Origin of the sequence: Marinomonas sp. NPDC078689, from assembly GCF_044542435.1 — a bacterium.
GTDB classification, from domain to species: domain Bacteria; phylum Pseudomonadota; class Gammaproteobacteria; order Pseudomonadales; family Marinomonadaceae; genus Marinomonas; species Marinomonas arenicola.
Genome location: NZ_JBITUJ010000002.1, coordinates 562,431 through 578,801, shown reverse-complemented (window position 1 = coordinate 578,801; position 16,371 = coordinate 562,431). Strand labels below are relative to the sequence as shown.

At 46.0% G+C, this 16,371-nt stretch carries 13 protein-coding genes and 1 riboswitch; of the genes, 11 read left to right on the top strand and 2 right to left on the bottom strand.

Features of this window, described 5'->3' with window-relative positions:
* Positions 1-79: 79 nt before the first annotated feature.
* The gene (locus ACIGBN_RS05755; RefSeq protein ID WP_396664179.1) at positions 80-1,327 is read left to right on the top strand and encodes a leucine-rich repeat domain-containing protein; all 1,248 of its coding nucleotides are present in this window, start codon (positions 80-82) and stop codon (positions 1,325-1,327) included.
* Positions 1,328-1,405: 78 nt separating this feature from the next.
* On the opposite strand, the gene cfa is transcribed toward ACIGBN_RS05755, so the two are convergent.
* On the bottom strand, positions 1,406-2,620 hold the full coding sequence (cfa, locus tag ACIGBN_RS05750) for a cyclopropane fatty acyl phospholipid synthase (RefSeq protein ID WP_396664177.1): 1,215 nt from the start codon (positions 2,618-2,620) through the stop codon (positions 1,406-1,408).
* A gap of 362 nt (positions 2,621-2,982) precedes the next feature.
* Entirely contained in the window at positions 2,983-3,480 is a 498-nt protein-coding gene (locus ACIGBN_RS05745) for a 6,7-dimethyl-8-ribityllumazine synthase (protein ID WP_133002854.1), read from the bottom strand.
* A 124-nt stretch (positions 3,481-3,604) separates the two neighbouring features.
* Positions 3,605-3,759, bottom strand: a riboswitch (FMN riboswitch).
* 240 nt (positions 3,760-3,999) lie between these two features.
* Here ACIGBN_RS05745 and ACIGBN_RS05740 point away from each other — a divergent pair.
* From ACIGBN_RS05740 to ACIGBN_RS05695, 10 genes are all read left to right on the top strand, one after another.
* Positions 4,000-4,374 (top strand): MliC family protein, encoded by a 375-nt coding sequence (locus ACIGBN_RS05740; protein WP_165942973.1) that lies wholly within the window; start codon positions 4,000-4,002, stop codon positions 4,372-4,374.
* A gap of 135 nt (positions 4,375-4,509) precedes the next feature.
* Complete coding sequence (cobJ, locus tag ACIGBN_RS05735) at positions 4,510-5,286, top strand: precorrin-3B C(17)-methyltransferase (RefSeq protein WP_396664174.1); 777 nt, start codon at positions 4,510-4,512, stop codon at positions 5,284-5,286.
* Between the two features lie 25 nt (positions 5,287-5,311).
* A complete protein-coding gene (gene cobM, locus ACIGBN_RS05730; protein WP_396664172.1) occupies positions 5,312-6,091 on the top strand; it encodes a precorrin-4 C(11)-methyltransferase in 780 nt (259 codons plus the stop codon).
* Between the two features lie 14 nt (positions 6,092-6,105).
* Positions 6,106-7,194 (top strand): cobalamin biosynthesis protein CobW, encoded by a 1,089-nt coding sequence (cobW, locus tag ACIGBN_RS05725; protein WP_341567759.1) that lies wholly within the window; start codon positions 6,106-6,108, stop codon positions 7,192-7,194.
* 71 nt (positions 7,195-7,265) lie between these two features.
* Positions 7,266-11,132 (top strand): cobaltochelatase subunit CobN, encoded by a 3,867-nt coding sequence (gene cobN, locus ACIGBN_RS05720; protein WP_396664170.1) that lies wholly within the window; start codon positions 7,266-7,268, stop codon positions 11,130-11,132.
* A gap of 82 nt (positions 11,133-11,214) precedes the next feature.
* On the top strand, positions 11,215-12,447 hold the full coding sequence (locus ACIGBN_RS05715) for a sirohydrochlorin chelatase (RefSeq protein WP_396664168.1): 1,233 nt from the start codon (positions 11,215-11,217) through the stop codon (positions 12,445-12,447).
* Positions 12,448-13,545: 1,098 nt separating this feature from the next.
* Positions 13,546-13,827 carry a putative quinol monooxygenase gene (locus ACIGBN_RS05710; protein WP_396664166.1) on the top strand — a complete coding sequence of 94 codons (282 nt, stop codon included), beginning with the start codon at positions 13,546-13,548 and terminating at the stop codon, positions 13,825-13,827.
* A 118-nt stretch (positions 13,828-13,945) separates the two neighbouring features.
* Entirely contained in the window at positions 13,946-14,449 is a 504-nt protein-coding gene (locus tag ACIGBN_RS05705) for a hypothetical protein (protein ID WP_396664164.1), read from the top strand.
* A gap of 124 nt (positions 14,450-14,573) precedes the next feature.
* Positions 14,574-15,050 (top strand): GNAT family N-acetyltransferase, encoded by a 477-nt coding sequence (locus ACIGBN_RS05700; protein WP_396664162.1) that lies wholly within the window; start codon positions 14,574-14,576, stop codon positions 15,048-15,050.
* 129 nt (positions 15,051-15,179) lie between these two features.
* Entirely contained in the window at positions 15,180-15,650 is a 471-nt protein-coding gene (locus ACIGBN_RS05695; protein ID WP_396664160.1) for a GNAT family N-acetyltransferase, read from the top strand.
* Positions 15,651-16,371: the final 721 nt, after the last annotated feature.

The following is a 16,371-nucleotide window of genomic DNA, read 5'->3' as shown; positions in this document are numbered from 1 at the left end:
TCTGTGTTATCAAAGCCGAGCCTGTCGCTCGGCTTTTTTGTCGCTATAATGGTGGCAATTTTATTTTGGGTAGATGGTTTTGCAGACACTTCAACAACTTAATAGCGGTGCATTAAAGGGCGTTAAACGCTTACAGCTAGCGGAAAATCTCAGCGAATTTCCTGAGGCTATTTATTCATTGGCGGATAGCTTAGAGATTCTTGATTTATCGAATAATGCACTCACTAGCTTACCTGATGACCTGGCAAGATTGAGTAATTTAAAGATCTTGTTTTGCTCAAATAATCAATTTACTGAGTTGCCAGAAGTGCTTGGTTCTTGCCCTAAGCTCGAAATGATTGGCTTTAAGAGCAATCAGATTCGTAAGGTTTCCGGGGCGGCTTTGCCGCGCATTACCCGCTGGTTGATTTTGACGGATAACCAAATTGAAACCTTGCCAGAGGAAATAGGCTTGTTACCACGCTTGCAAAAGTTGGCGTTAGCGGGCAACCAATTGCGTGATATTCCAGAGTCCATTAGACATTGCCAGAACCTAGAGTTGATCCGCTTGTCGGCGAATAAGCTGTCCTCCTTTCCAGACGCTTTATTAAGCTTGCCGAAATTGGCGTGGTTGGCGTTTTCGGGCAACCCTTTTTGTGCGGATCGCCATTATCATCCAGAGTTTAAAACGGTCGCTGCCGAAGATTTGATCTTGCATCAGGTATTAGGTCAGGGGGCATCTGGGGTGATTTCTAAAGCGACTTGGCAGCGTAACCCTTATGGATTTCCTGATAGCATTGCTGTGAAGGTATTTAAAGGTGAGGTAACCAGCGATGGGTATCCTGAGGATGAATTGGATGCCTGTCTATCTATAGGGGTCCATGACAATATTGTGAAGCCATTAGCGCAAATTGACCAAGCTGATTGTTCCGCTTTGTTGATGGAGTTGATTCCTGAACACTATCAAAACCTTGGTCAGCCGCCGAGTTTAGCAAGCTGTACACGAGATACCTTCACGCAAGGGCAGGCTTTTTCCATTCAACAAATTCATTATATTGTGGCGCAAATGGACGCCGTGCTGCAGCACTTTATCGACAAAGAGATTTCCCACGGTGACTTATACGCACACAATGTGCTGATCAACCCAGATGGACACATTTTATTTGGCGATTTTGGCGCTGCGTCTAAATACGCCAATTTATCCGCTGAGCAACAGCAAGGCATCCAGCAAATAGAGCGGCGGGCTATGACGTTTTTTATCGACGACATGCTGAGCCTTTGTATTGCCTCAGATAAACACAGCGATCTATACGAAGCACTGCAACAGCGGGTCGTTAGGGGCGAGTAAGCGCTCAGACTCATGGGGGAAGATCGCATCAAGAAATGCCATCACCGAACGGCCTTTCTTGATGCCTTGTACAGCGTGTTAACGCACGCTTTGGTAACGAGCTAATCTGTCGACACGCTTTCTTAGCACCACTTGATAAAGTTGTAGTGAGCGGCTGCGAAATGCCCCGGCACAGACCATCAAGTAATACACCCACATGCGATAAAAACGCTCACTATATTGCTCCTTTAGGCTCGGCCATGCGGCAACGAAATTATCGTGCCATGCCATGAGCGTGGTTGCATAGTCAGGGCCAAAGTTATGCACGTCTTCAATCACAAAATAAGGTTCTACCGCCTCGCTAATCTGGGTAAGAGATGGAATGACGCCATTACGGAAAATGTATTTATCTATCCATGGGTCTGTTCCCACTGAGGTTTTCGCGTTGCCAATGGTATGTAACACGAAGATGCCATCGTTTTTCATTAACCTGTGAGCCGTTCGCATATAGGTATCATAGTTTTTAGGGCCAACATGTTCGAACATGCCAATCGACACGAGTTTGTCGTATTGCCCATCTAGGCTTCGGTAATCTTGCAGAGCAATCTTGACCGGCAGTCCTTTGCAGCGCTCATCGGCGAGTTTCTTTTGCTCTTTTGAAATGGTGATGCCGGTGACATTAACGCCATACTCTTTTGCGGCAAGCTCAGCAAAACTTCCCCAACCACAACCAATTTCTAATACCGATTCCCCTTTTTGTAACTTGGCTTTTTCACAGATCAGGCGCAGTTTATTGAGTTGGGCCTGATGGAGGTTCTCAGCCTGATGCCAATAGCCACAAGAGTAGGCCATGGTCGGATCAAGCATGGCTTGGTACAAATCATTGCCGGCGTCGTAATGTTGTTCGCCGACCTGATAGGCGCGCTTTTCTGATTGTCGATTGATCACAGTCGCGGCTAACCAATGCCGTATCGTCACCCAACGGCCAGTGACTTTTTTATCGAGCTGAGCGTCAATAAGGCGGGAAATAAATTCGTCAATTTGCTCGCAATCCCACCAACCGTCTACATAGGCTTCACCTAAACCAAGAGACCCATGCCGTAAGATACGAGGCCATATAGCGTCGTTATGCACCTGAGGGTCCCAAGGATTACTGCCATTAATGGTGATGCCAGCGAGGGTGAGTTGCGTGCTAATCCATTGCTTAACCGATGATCTAGGTTTGCTTGATCTAAAAGAACCTGGGGGAGATTGAATCTGATGATCAGATGAAGAAGTCGTATTATGATCGAATTGTTCGCTGGACACGCCCATTTATTATCTCCTTATCATATTGAGCCGCAGAGTTTGCGATAGAGTTGGAAACACATTTTTCAAATATTACTCTTTTGAAAATGAAAACCTATAACAAAGAAACTATTAAGGTTATTGGAGAATTTTATAAGAGGGAGGTGGGTTATCTCGGGCTAGAATGATTTATCACCGTCTAATAAGGTGATGTCTTATTCAAATTCACGGCCGTGTTGGTTCGGCGCGCATGACGAAAAACAGCCTAGTGTAGACAATGGAAGAAAGCACTTTTATTTCCGTGGAAGGCAAAAAAAGCCTCATTTACGATCATAAATGAGGCTTGATATGAGACAGTTTGAGCAAGCGACTCTTAATGAGTGCTGGGTTTATAGCAGCTCTTTTTTCGTCTTAGTTGTTAGCTGGATCGTCATGTCGCATGCGTTAGCAAGCTCGATGCCTTTCTTCACAAAGTGACGGCTGTAATAGCTAGAATGCTCATCGTGCTCATGGAAATTATGAGGTGTCAGTACCGCAGTAAGAACAGGCACTTCTGTTTCTAGCTGTACTTGCATCAAGGCATTACACACGGTTTGAGCGACAAAATCGTGACGGTAGATACCACCATCAACCACAAGTGCGCTGCCAGCAATGGCCGCGTATTGGCCGCTTTTCGCAAGCAGTTTTGCTTGCAAAGGAATCTCGTAAGCACCTGGAACAGGGAAGATGTCGATTTTGCTTAGGTCATAACCGCGAGCGGCTAATTCCGTTTTAAACCCTTCCAAACAATTTAGCACTATGTCTGTGTGCCAAGAAGCATGGATAAATGCGATACGTTGGTCTGCTGAGTTAAAGTCAGTAACATTCGTTGTTGAGCTCTGATTCATTTTTAAATCCTACAAATAAAGGTGAATCAGGGCGAACGGACAGGCAAATACTTCATCAAAAATGAAGTACCTAACACTAGGCGATAGCACACCATAAGGCGTACCTTGCTTGAGGTATTGTCTGACGCGCTCTCTATCATCCGGACTGTAACCGTCGGCTCTGGAGTCACACCAGATCTGCTGACCTCATACTACTTTGACAGCAGTATGAGCGCTCGCGGGCTTAGAATAAAATTCTTTACCGCCGGTGGGGAATTTCACCCCGCCCCGAGAACGAAATCGAATAGTTTCGATATGTGCAATATACGGTTTTTTACAGAGCTGTGTCAAAGCTTAGGATGATGTTTTCTAAGGAGATTCATTTTTATTGTCATCTTGCTAAGCGTAAAAGCGCTTTTGTTTCTGCTTTCAAAGAGCGAAAATAAGATTATCAAGGTTTTACCGCTTAGCTGGCGTTTACAAAATGCGAGCTATCCACTTTTTTGATCTACTCGATTATTGTTTATGAAAGGAGTGTTTATGAACGGAGTCTCTAAAATTACCGCCCATAAAAAATGGCTTGGTAGCGTGTGTGCTGGTTTCACTCTGATGGCGCTTACGGCCTGTAGTGGGGTGGAGAAACCACCCGCAGAAGACTACCCAAGCCTAGAAGATAGCCAAACGGACGTTGCGGATTACCTGTGCGCGGGCATGCCTTTAAAAGTCATGTTTCATGGGGAAGAAGCGCAGATCTTTTGGCAGCAAAAAACCTACAACTTAACCCGAGCGGTTAGCGCTTCTGGTGCCCATTACCTTGGCGAAGACGTGTCTTTTTGGGTGAAAGGTCAGCAAGCCGGTTTGGAAATAGAAGATCTTTCTAAAATCAAATGTCAGCTTATTCGCGTCGAGTCTTAATTCGACGCTGACTTCGCTCATTTACCTGAAGAACTCTCACGTTAACCTTGTCTGTTTTCATCTCCTCTTAGCGATTTCACGTGTACAATGGTCCGATTCGCGTATTGATAACGCACGACCATTTTAAGAGATGTAATGAGCAAATTATTTGTAATGGGCATGGGCCCAGGTGATTTAGGGTTGGTTGCTCCAAATGCAACCAAAGCATTGGCCGCCTGCAGTGATTGGGTAGCCTACGGCTATTATTTAGACCTATTAGGTGAGCTGAGCGAAGGCAAAACCTTCCATGATTTACCGCTTGGTGAAGAAATTGGCCGAGCGCGTCTTGCGCTTACCTTAGCGGCACAGGGCAAGAGTACCGCGCTGATTTCCAGTGGCGACATTGGCATTTACGCCATGGCGACCTTGGTATTTGAGTTGCTGGACCTGCAACTTCAAGGCAAAGAAAATCACCCTGAATGGCTGGATGTTGACATCGAAGTCATTCCCGGTATTTCTGCCATGCAAGCGGGTGCCAGCCGAGTAGGCGCCATGCTAGGTCATGACTTCTGTACCATTTCTCTTTCTGACTTATTAACCCCATGGGAAACCATCGACAAGCGTCTTCATGCGTGTGGCGCGGGGGATTTTGTCGTCTCCTTTTACAATCCGGTTTCGAAAAAACGCGATTGGCAATTAAATCACGCCCGTGATGTGTTGCTTCAATACCGACCTGCCAGCACCCCGGTGATGATTGGTCGCCAGTTAACTCGCCCAGAAGAGGAGATTACCTTTACTACGCTTGGTGAATTAGACGCCAAAGACGTAGACATGTTTACTATGGTGAGCGTGGGTAACTCAGACACTAAACACATAGTGAATGCCGAAAAACAGTGGATTTACACACCGCGCGGCTATTCTAAAAAGCTGTAATGCTGATTATATTTAAGGAAGTGAGATGACGGTTTACTTTATTGGCGCAGGCCCAGGCGACCCAGATTTGATGACGATCAAGGCCGTCAAAACCATGGAACGCTGTCCTGTTGTTTTGTATGCGGGTTCTTTGATTCCTACGCAAGTTATCGACAGTGTGCGTGACAGTGCCGAAGCCATTTACGACACCGCAGAAATGAACCTTGATGAAACCACCGCGGTGATTGAAAAAGCGGCGCAAGAAGGCAAAGATGTGGCGCGCTTACAGTGTGGTGATCCGGCTTTATATGGTGCCATTGGTGAACAAATTCGTCGTCTTGAAGTCTTAGACATTGATTATGAAGTGATACCGGGCGTGAGTGCGGTGGCGGCGTCTGCGGCCATGCTGAAAAAAGAGTTAACTCTGTCTGGTGTATCACAAACCGTCATCATGACGCGTTACGAAGGCAAAACCCCTTTCCCTGAAAGAGAGCGTTTGCCTGCCTTGGCGCAAAGTGGGGCGACCCTTGCGATTCACCTTGGTGTGACACGCATACACAAAATTGTCGACGAGCTTATTCCACATTATGGCGCAGATTGCCCAGTGGCTGTGTGTTATCGAACCAGCTGGCCGGATCAAGATTATGTGGTCGGCACGTTAGCGGATATTGTTGCTAAAGTTCGGGAAAAAAAGTTTACTCGAACGAGCCTTATTTTAGTGGGTCAGGTGCTCGACACTGATGACTTTGCTGACTCCTATCTTTACGATAAAAGTCAGGCCCATATATTCCGAAAAATCCATCGTCAAAAAGACGACAAAAAATAAAAGCAGGATTCATTATGCAGCTTAATAAAATCCCAACAACGATCGTCACTGGCTTTTTAGGCAGTGGTAAAACGACCTTGCTGTCGAACGTATTAAAACAAGCGGCCGGCAAGCGTATTGCTGTTATCGTCAATGAGTTTGGCGAGTTAGACATAGACTCAGAGATTTTACGCTCTTGTCCTCTTGACTGCCCTGAAGGCGAAGAAGGTCAAGAAAGCAGCCAACGCAGCGACGATGGCTTCTATGAACTGGCCAATGGCTGTATCTGCTGCACAGTAGAAGAAGAATTTTTGCCAGTGATGGAGCAGTTGGTTGCACGTCGTGGCGACATCGACCACATCTTGATTGAAACCAGTGGCTTGGCCCTGCCTAAGCCATTAGTACAAGCCTTTAACTGGCCGGGCATTAAAGAATATTGCACGGTCGATGCGGTGATCACAGTGGTTGATGGCCCAGCGGTAGCGGCAGGGCGTTTTGCTCACGATGAAAATCAAGTGCAAGCTCAGCGCCAAGCAGACGAAAGCCTTGATCATGACCCAAGCCTACAAGAATTGCTGGACGATCAGCTAAGTGCCGCGGACCTTGTGGTGGTGAGTAAAAACGATTTGCTGGACGAAGGCGAGCGTGCTCGTGTGCAATCTGTCATTACGCATGCGGTGCCCAATACGGTAAAAACGGTGTACATCGAAAACGGTGAAGCGGCGTTGGATATGTTGTTAGGCATTGATGCGGCAACAGAAAGCCGAATCGACGAAGTGCATAACCATCACGATCATCACCATGCTCACGGTGCACACCATGATCATGCCCATGACCACTTTGATTCTTTTGTGATTACCTTAGGAGAAGTGTCTTCTGACTTATTGCAAGAAACCCTGACTCAGTTGATCGAAGAGCACAATATTTTCCGCGTTAAAGGGTTTGCTGCTGTGCATGGCAAGCCGATGCGACAAGTGTTTCAAGCCGTGGGAACACGCTTGGATCGTTATTTTGATCGCTTGTGGCTGCCGGAAGAAGTGCGCCAAACGCAGCTCGTCTTTATTGGTAAAGGCATCTCTAAAGAGCAAATCGAAAATATTTTGCACGATGCTTTAAGCGCTTAATAGAGTTACCTAGATAAGTCAGAATTGTACAAAATAGAACGGAAAAAACGTAAGCGAAAAGCGGAGAAGACGTGCATTTATTAGCAGCCAAACCGGGCGGATTCGTCGACGATGAAGGCATTGTCGACCTAGGTCAAACACCGGCGCAGCTGGTCATACTTGCCGCTGCAGACAGCGTGCTCGGTGCATTAGGTAGCGCACTCGATCAGCTGTCTTCAGACGGTGTCTCGTTACCCAGCGTTCGTTTGGCGAACTGGATGCAGTTGGTCAAACCCGCCGCTTACGATTTGTATGAACACAAGGTACTGGATCACGCCACGGTTGTGATTGTCTCGCTGCTTGGTGGCGAGCATTATTGGTCCTATGGTTTTCAGCAGCTTCAAGCTTGGTCGAAAGCCAAAAAAGGCCGTACCTTGATCATGGTCCCAGGCGATGACACTCCAGATCCTGCGCTTTTTAACGTTTCTACGGCGAAACCAGAAGACAGTCATCGAGTGTGGCGCTATCTACGAGACAGCGGACAAGCTAACAGCCAGCAATTATTCTACTTTCTGAGCGAGCGTTATTTTGCAGCGGCGCAGCCGTGGCAAGAGCCAGCCCCTTTACCCAATGCTTTGATCTACCACAATGGTCAGTCGTCGGGTTTTTCACAATGGCAAAGAGCTTATCAGCAGAACATAGCGGATGGTCACGCCGTTGTGATTTTGGCGTTTTATCGCTCTCATTTACAAAGCGGCAACACCGCCATGTTCGATGGGCTTATTGGTGTGCTTGAACAGCAAGGTTTGGTGCCATTGGCGGTTGCCGTGAGTTCCTTAAAGGATGACCTTTCGGTTGGGCTGATTGAATCCTTAGTCGAGCGTACTCAAGCCAAGGTGATTTTAAACACCACGGGGTTTGCCGCCAATCGAGTGGGCAGTCCAGATTTAGCCTCAGAACCAACGGATTTCCAATCTGCGTTTGCCGCCCCGATTCCTGTGTTGCAGCTGATTCTGTCAGGCAGTACACAAGAAGATTGGCAACAACAAACTCAAGGCTTACGCAGTCGCGATGTGGCGATGCAAATCGTTTTGCCAGAAATGGACGGCCGAATCATTACCCGAGCGCTCAGTTTTAAAGCCTTGAGCCATTACAACGAACTCGCACAAGTGGATTTGGTGCGTTATGAATTGCACTTGGAACGCGCGCAATTTGTTGCTGAACTGGCAAAGCGTTATGCGACTTTAGCCAACAAGCCCAATCGCGAAAAACGCATTGCTTTTGTGTTAGCCAATTACCCCACCAAAGACGGCCGCATTGGCAATGGCGTGGGGTTAGACACTCCCGCATCGACGGTAAACTTGTTAACCGCACTCGAAGCCGCAGGCTATCCGATTCAAGACATTCCTGAGCATGGCAATGCGTTAATAGAAGCCTTGCTGGGCGCCGTAACGAATAACCCAACCACCTTACACGAGCGTGGTTGTTGGCAAAGCTTGGCGCTGGAAGATTACCTGCATTATTTTTACCAGCTGCCGTTAGACTGCCAAAATGCCGTTTGGGATCGCTGGGGGCCACCTGAAGACGACCATAAATGCCGTGAACAAAACGGCCAGCGCCGCATCATGTTGGCGGGCATTCGCTTAGGCGAAACCTTCGTTGGGATTCAGCCAGCCCGTGGTTTTAATTTGGATCTCGCCGCCAATTACCATGACCCAGATTTGATTCCACCTCACAGTTACTTGGCGTTTTACTTTTGGTTGCGTCATGTCTACAAGGTGGACGCCTTTGTTCACGTGGGCAAACATGGCAACCTAGAATGGTTACCGGGCAAAGGCACCGCCTTGTCTGATCAGTGTTGGCCCGATATTGCCCTTGGCCCTATGCCACATTTTTACCCTTTTATCGTCAACGACCCAGGAGAAGGGGCGCAAGCCAAACGCCGTACTCAAGCGGTGATTATCGATCATTTAATGCCGCCCATGACCCGTTCTGAAACCTATGGCGAGATGGCGGAACTGGAAAATTTAGTCGACGAATATTATCAAGCCATGGGCATGGATGTGCGCCGTGAAACCTGGCTGCGTGAGCAGATTTTAAAGAAAGTCCAAGAAACCCATTTATTAGAAGAGCTGACTGGTATTGAGTCGGGGGATGATGGGGCGGTGCTTGAAGAAACCGTGCTAGAAGGTCTGGATACTTATTTGTGCGAGATCAAAGAAGCGCAGATCCGTCATGGTTTGCATCGCCTTGGGGAGCTACCAGAAGACGATAAATTAGCGGATACCTTGGTTGCCTTGTTACGTTTACCCCGTGGTAGTGAGATTACCAGTAAAGGTATTTTGCATGCCTTAATGGCCGATTTAGATTTACAACGCGACAATTTCGACCCAATGCAAAGCACGCGCACACCTTGGTTAGGTCATCAACCAAGAGCGCTGCTTGAGGTGAGCAAAGCAGATTGGCGAACCCATGCAGACACCAAAGAGCGCTTGGAACTCTTGGCCAAAGATTTGGTGTTGAGCCATTTAATTGGCAACAACCCAGTGGACGGGGTAGCGCAGAGCTTGCCACAAACCGCAGAGTTATTAGCGCACAGTAAGCGCAGCCTGATGGTGGCGTTAACACAAAGCGCTCACAATGAAATTCAAGCCTTATTAACCGGACTCGCAGGTGGTTTTATACCGCCTGGGCCAAGTGGTGCGCCGACCCGTGGCCGCTTAGATACCTTGCCGACAGGGCGTAACTTTTTCTCCGTGGATAATCGCGCGATTCCTTCTCCTGCCGCGTGGGCGATTGGTCAGAAATCGGCGGACGCCTTGATCCAGCGGCACCTGCAAGAAGAAGGGGATTACCCAAAAGATTTAGGTTTGTCGGTATGGGGCACCGCCACCATGCGCACCGGTGGTGATGACATTGCCCAAGCGTTTGCTTTGATGGGCGTTCGGCCTATTTGGGCGCCGGGCTCCAATCGGGTCACCGATTTTGAAATACTCTCTTGTATGCAATTAGGCCGACCGCGGGTCGATGTGACCTTGCGTGTGTCTGGCTTTTTCCGCGATGCTTTTGCCAATGTGATGCGTCTTTATGACGCCGCCGTACAAGCCATCGCCGAGTTCGAAGAGCCGGGCAATGGCAACACCATTCGCGCTAATGTGGAAGCCAGAAAAAGCACCTTATTAGCCCAAGGAATGAGCGCTGAACAAGCGAGTCGTCAAGCTTCGTATCGAGTCTTTGGCAGTAAACCGGGTGCCTATGGGGCAGGCTTGCAAGGCTTGATCGACGAGCGTTGTTGGGACACCAAAGCCGACTTAGCCGAAGCCTATGTGAACTGGGGTGGTTACGCCTATGGCTCCAATAACGACGGCAGCCAAGGGGAGGGCGTTGAGGCAAAATCCGCCTTTGTCGAACGCTTGTCACAGCTCGATGCCGTTGTGCAAAACCAAGACAACCGCGAGCACGATATTCTTGATTCAGACGATTATTACCAGTTCCAAGGGGGCATGACCAACGCGGTCACCGAGTTTAGCGGCCAAGCGCCCAGTGTTTACCACAGCGATCATTCGAACCCTACGGCACCTAAAATACGTACCTTAAAAGAAGAGCTAAACCGCGTGGTGCGCTCTAGGGTGTTAAACCCCAAATGGATTGAAGCCATGCAGAGTCATGGTTATAAAGGCGCCTTTGAAATGACCGCGACGGTGGATTATTTGTTTGCGTACGATGCGACTACGGATGTAGTGGCGGATTATCAATACGAACAAGTTACCGACAGATTGCTTCTTGATCCAGACAATCAAGCCTTTATGCGCGATAATAACCCCCATGCATTGGAAGAAATGGGCGAACGCTTATTAGAAGCCATTCAGCGTGGTATGTGGCAGAACGCAGAACGCCACAGAGAACAGATTCAATCCTTGTTGCTTGACCTAGATCAGCAGCAAGAGCAACGTCATTGATCTTGGGCAGAAGGTCATTGGTTATCTTGCTGGTGGTCGCTAGACTATGAGCCAGCTGAGTCGAACAAAGTAGAGAGAAACAATGAGTAATACAGAACAGGCCAAAAAGGGCATTATGATTTGTGGTCACGGCAGTCGTGATAAAGACGCAGAGCGTGAATTTGGCTTAGTGGCAAAGGGCTTGAAAGAGCGCTTTCCTGAGTTGCCGGTTGAGTACGGCTTTTTGGAGTTTTCCGCGCCCAACATTCACATGGGCTTAAACAGTTTATTAAGCCAAGGCGTAGAAGAAATTTACGCGGTGCCGGGCATGCTGTTTGCTGCGACCCACGCCAAAAATGACATTCCTTCTGTATTAACCACTTACGAAGAAAAAAACGCCGGTCTGCATATTACCTATGGCCGTGAACTTGGCTTGCAAGACGACATGATCGAAGCCTTCCAAGCGCGCATCTATGAGTCACTTGGGCTTGACCCAAACAACCCACCTGAAAACCTCTACGACACCTTATTAGTTGTAGTAGGGCGTGGCACATCGGACACAGGCGCCAACGCGGAAGCCGCTAAACTGACGCGCATCGTCAATGAAAATATGGGCTTTGGTTGGGCAGACACTGTCTACTCTGGTGTGACTTACCCATCTGTGGGCGTCGGCTTAGAAAACCTCATGAAACTGGGCTACAAACGCATCGTCGTTGCGCCTTACTTCTTATTTACTGGCCGCTTGATCAAACGTATTCAAGGCTATGTCGAGAAAGTCGCCAAAGAAAACCCAGAGATTGAATTCATCCAAACGCCTTACCTGAGTGATCACCCAAGAGTCATCGACGCTTTCCAAAACCGCGTCGAAGAGATCATGCAAGGCGAATTACAAACCGGTGAAGAAACCCTAATGAACTCCTTCAAACGCCGCCTAGCCGCAGGCGAAGTAGATGTTCATCACCACCACGCCGAATTCGTCGACCCACAAGACGACACCCAAGGCTTGTCCGTTTCTGATAAAGAACACGAGCACGAACATGCCCATGAACACGGACACGATCATTCTCATGGCCACGGTCATAGCCATGATCACGGTCACTCCCATGAGCATGGACACACACACGACCATTCCCACAGCCACGGTCATTCACATGACCACGGACATGGCCACAGCCACGGGGTTTACAAACACATCGGCCACCCAATGGGGCCACGCACCATGATAGGCGAAGGCATCTGCTGCTGCTTCATGGGGCAATTTACCGATGAAATCCTAGCGGAAGAAAAAGACAAAATAGACAACGACTGCACGAAAACTGCATTTGCCCATAAATAGATTTTTTTGCATTGAACTTGCCCTTTCTCTCCCCCTTACTTCAAGGGGGAGCTGGAGGGGGTTATTGGTTCTGTGCCTTCCATTCAAACGCTTTGTATTCCTGAGCTTTATTCCGCTCTGCTGAGCGGGTAACTTTTTTCAATTGATAAAAAAGTAACCAAAAAATCTCTTTAAGACCTTTAGCGTATCTTTTCCGTAGTACAGGAAAGCTTTTGTACGTCGATCATTTAAGGAAGGTGTTTAACGCCTTTGTAGATTGAGGTATATCATCAAACACTGCCTCAGAAACGTCATCAAGTCGCGCAACTTCGTTGCATCGAATAAAGATATTTATAGCTTCAAAGCTTTATAAATCATCGAAAACACCGATTGAACGTAGGCCTGTATGAACGGAGGAACGACGGGAATCAGGCAATGGGACTAAGGGGTCATTTCCCTTTAAAATCCTACGGAACTGGTAACATCTAAACCCGCTGCGTTTAAAGGGACTTGACCCCGACGGGTAGCCGCCAAACTGGACGAATACGATTGTCTTGTGGGCTGGAATACCTAAAAAAGAGCGGCCGGTAACTGGAGAATATCTAAAGCCAATCATCGGTTAAAGTCGAAATGATAGGTGACGTTATGCACTGCTCAGGGTCGAACCCCTTTTTGTCCTACAGACCTTATTGTAGCCAGAAATACAGCTTCAAAAAGGGCTTTGACCTGACCTAATCGTAGGCCACCTTGCCGCAGCCCGGATGAACAATAGTGCCTGTTCCTTCGTATTTCGCCTCGTAACTCCTAGTAAACTCAAGGAACAAACCAAAAAACGATAAAGCAGTCTGGTAATCTCAATCGACTCGCGTTACATTTCGTAAATAAAGGATTGAAAGCAAAGTAACTAACGGATGGTTCACACTCAAAAATCCTCCCTTTTTGTTACCTCGCGAACATCAAACAAACCACGCGCACGCTTGTTTAGCCAACTTTGGATATTATGAATAACTTTATAAAATACTTTAAATTCAGTTGGTTATAGATATATTTAGATGGTTTTTTAAATGTGTAAACACGCATGTGCACTAATAAAATGTTATACGTTTCAGGAGTTCAGTGTTGGCAAAAATTATATTGCAAGGATATATAGTCGTACCAGATTCTGATCTTGAGATAGTAAAGCGTGAATTGGTTACTCATAAAAATCTCACATTACAAGAGGCTGGTTGCTTAACTTTTACTGTCACTCCTGATGAAAGTAATCGCAACAAATTTAGTGTTTACGAAGAGTTCATTAATCAAACAGCCTTTGATAACCATCAAGCCAGAGTTAAATCATCTAAATGGGGTGATGTAACTAAAAGCGTAAAAAGAAATTACGAAATAAGCAGTGGTGACTAAACGTATAACAAGTCACTCAAAAGGACTAAAAACAGTTGGCTAGGTTCGCTTCGCTCACTATTTTAGCCAACAATTTTTAGCCTCTTAGTGAGGCGTTATAAAACATGGAGTGTAAAGCGTGTCACAAAAAGAAAATGATAATAATCTGATGAAAATTGTCGCTATTATAATTTTGATATTTTGGTCTTTGACTTGGTTGTTAATTTTATTAAAACCAGAAATCAGAGGTACTATAGGTGATATGTTTGGTGTAGTTAATTCTTTATTTTCCGGGTTTGCTTTTCTTGGAGTTATATACGCAATTCTATTGCAAAGAACAGAGCTAGCTCTTCAACGTGAGGAGTTATCTCTTACTCGTGGCGAGCTGGAAAAATCGGCAAATGCACAAGAAAAGTCTGAAGAGGCTTTAAGAATGCAAGCAGAAGCTATGGCTAAAACAGCAACAATTAATATTTTGACTGCTTCCTTAAGTTCACTAGAAAAAAGGGCTGGCGGAATTAGCTTATCAGGGCCTACTAAGGAAGTTGAAGTAAGAAAGAAGAAAAAAGCAAAGCTACAAAATAAGGCTCAAGAAATAATTAGAAAATTAGATAGGTTAGTTGATGAGTCACTTGTCGAATGATTTTATAACAAGGCATTTAAACGGAACAAAAACAGTGGGTTATGTTTCGCTTCGCTACACATTTTAACCCACTATTTTTGTCCGCTTAATGCGGCGTTAGGCATCAGTCTTAAAGTGGGTATATATGTATCTCAAACAATTAGATAAAACAGAGATTGAACAGCTAAAAATAGGTGTACATACATTTGACGGTTTATCTGTTTTTAATGAATCTATCCCACCTATCCATGTATTGGAACGTTCATCTGAATTGATAGTACAAGGGGGTAACTGTATTTGGGCGTCACCATATTTAATGGTTCAAAATAATCAAATTGTAGGATGTTGTGGTTTTAAAAGTGAACCCGTTTTAAATTCAGTTGAAATTGGTTACAACGTTGCTCCAGACGCACGAGGACAGGGATTCGCTACATTAGCTATTGAAAAATTGTGCCAAGTGGCTATTAATTCGAATTCTGTAAAAACGGTGAAGGCTTTGATTGCATCACATAATATCGCTTCTCTAAATGTGGTCATAAAAAATCAATTTACTTTTACTGAAATGGTCATTGATCATGAAAATGAAGAGCTTCAATGTTGGACACTAAATATTAATAATTGATTCTTAGTGAAAATGCCTAACAAGCAATTTAAGTCGGAACAAAAACAGTTTTCCATGTTTCGTTCCTCAACAAGTTTGTCAAACAATTTTTGTCCGCTTAATGTGGGCGTTATGTGGTTAAGAGGAAACATGAAAATTTCACTATTAGCGGATCATCCGTATGAAGCTCCTAAAATAGCTAAGTGGTACTACGATGAGTGGGCTAGGGTTGCTCCAAATGTCACCGAAGAAAAAGTACTCGAAAAAGTTATCGAGAAATCAGTTAATCGAAACTCGATCCCTTTGTCGCTAGTTGCCCACCTTGATAGTGAACTTATTGGTGTCATCGAACTAAAGATTCGCGAAAACAAGAACTATCCGGAATATGAATATTGGGTAGGTGGCGTGTTCACTAACCAGGATTATAGGCGCAAGGGAGTTGCTCATGCGTTGCTAGAATCAGCGAAAAATAAAGCTATAAACATGGGTATAAGAACACTGTATTTGCAATGTGAGAGCTTTAACATTGATCTTTATTTAAATCATGGGTTTAAGGTTTTGCACCAAGCTCGACATCATGAAATCGAAACGACTATCATGGTGTGGGAAGCCACCACATAACAAGGCGTTTAAGTGCACTCCTAACGCTTGCTAGTTTCGCTTCGCTCACAGTGTAGCAAGCGTAGAGTCGCGCCTTAACGCGGCGTTAGGCAACATTAAAGTGCCACCCACCCTTAAACTCCAGTCATAGTGGGCTTTTACAAGACCATGTTGCAGAGCAAACATTAAAGTGCCACCCACCCTTACAAAACATTAAAGTGCCACCCACCCTTACAACCCAGTAATGGCAAGGTTAGACCTCTGGTCTAGGGTGTGATGGTGCGTGCATTAGCTCTTGTTTTCATTGTTTAGGTTTACTGCTGCCTTTACCTGATGTTTACTGAGTCATCTGTGATTAAATTCTTAACAACATTAAAGTGCCACCCACCCTTATAACCCAGTCATATCGGGCCTTTCCGTCCGAAGCGTCCATTTCCCTTTAAAATTTCTAGCGTTACATCTATCAAGAAGCACCGTGAGTAAAGTCAAAATTTAGCACTTAGCGATTGGAAATCTTCTAGTGAACTTAGATCGTAAAAATACCGATAAATTGGACTAGTGTTAAATTTAAACAGCTTTGGTCTGATCATTTTTAAATCACAGCTTAAGCCAATTATTCTAGAGGCTTACCCACCGAAAGAGCGATTAACGTGCCACCCACCCTTATAACCTAGTCATAGCGGGCTTTTATAAGGCCATGTTGCAGAGCAGTACTGGATGAATACTAGTGCTTGTGTCTTCG

What these genes read in the sequence shown, in the direction of transcription:
- cfa (WP_396664177.1), bottom strand. Translation starts at nt 2,620, where the DNA reads ATGGGCGTGTCCAGCGAACAATTCGATCATAATACGACTTCTTCATCT.
- ACIGBN_RS05745 (WP_133002854.1), bottom strand. Translation starts at nt 3,480, where the DNA reads ATGAATCAGAGCTCAACAACGAATGTTACTGACTTTAACTCAGCAGAC.
- ACIGBN_RS05740 (WP_165942973.1), top strand. Translation starts at nt 4,000, where the DNA reads ATGAACGGAGTCTCTAAAATTACCGCCCATAAAAAATGGCTTGGTAGC.
- cobJ (WP_396664174.1), top strand. Translation starts at nt 4,510, where the DNA reads ATGAGCAAATTATTTGTAATGGGCATGGGCCCAGGTGATTTAGGGTTG.
- cobM (WP_396664172.1), top strand. Translation starts at nt 5,312, where the DNA reads ATGACGGTTTACTTTATTGGCGCAGGCCCAGGCGACCCAGATTTGATG.
- cobW (WP_341567759.1), top strand. Translation starts at nt 6,106, where the DNA reads ATGCAGCTTAATAAAATCCCAACAACGATCGTCACTGGCTTTTTAGGC.
- ACIGBN_RS05715 (WP_396664168.1), top strand. Translation starts at nt 11,215, where the DNA reads ATGAGTAATACAGAACAGGCCAAAAAGGGCATTATGATTTGTGGTCAC.
- ACIGBN_RS05700 (WP_396664162.1), top strand. Translation starts at nt 14,574, where the DNA reads ATGTATCTCAAACAATTAGATAAAACAGAGATTGAACAGCTAAAAATA.
- ACIGBN_RS05695 (WP_396664160.1), top strand. Translation starts at nt 15,180, where the DNA reads ATGAAAATTTCACTATTAGCGGATCATCCGTATGAAGCTCCTAAAATA.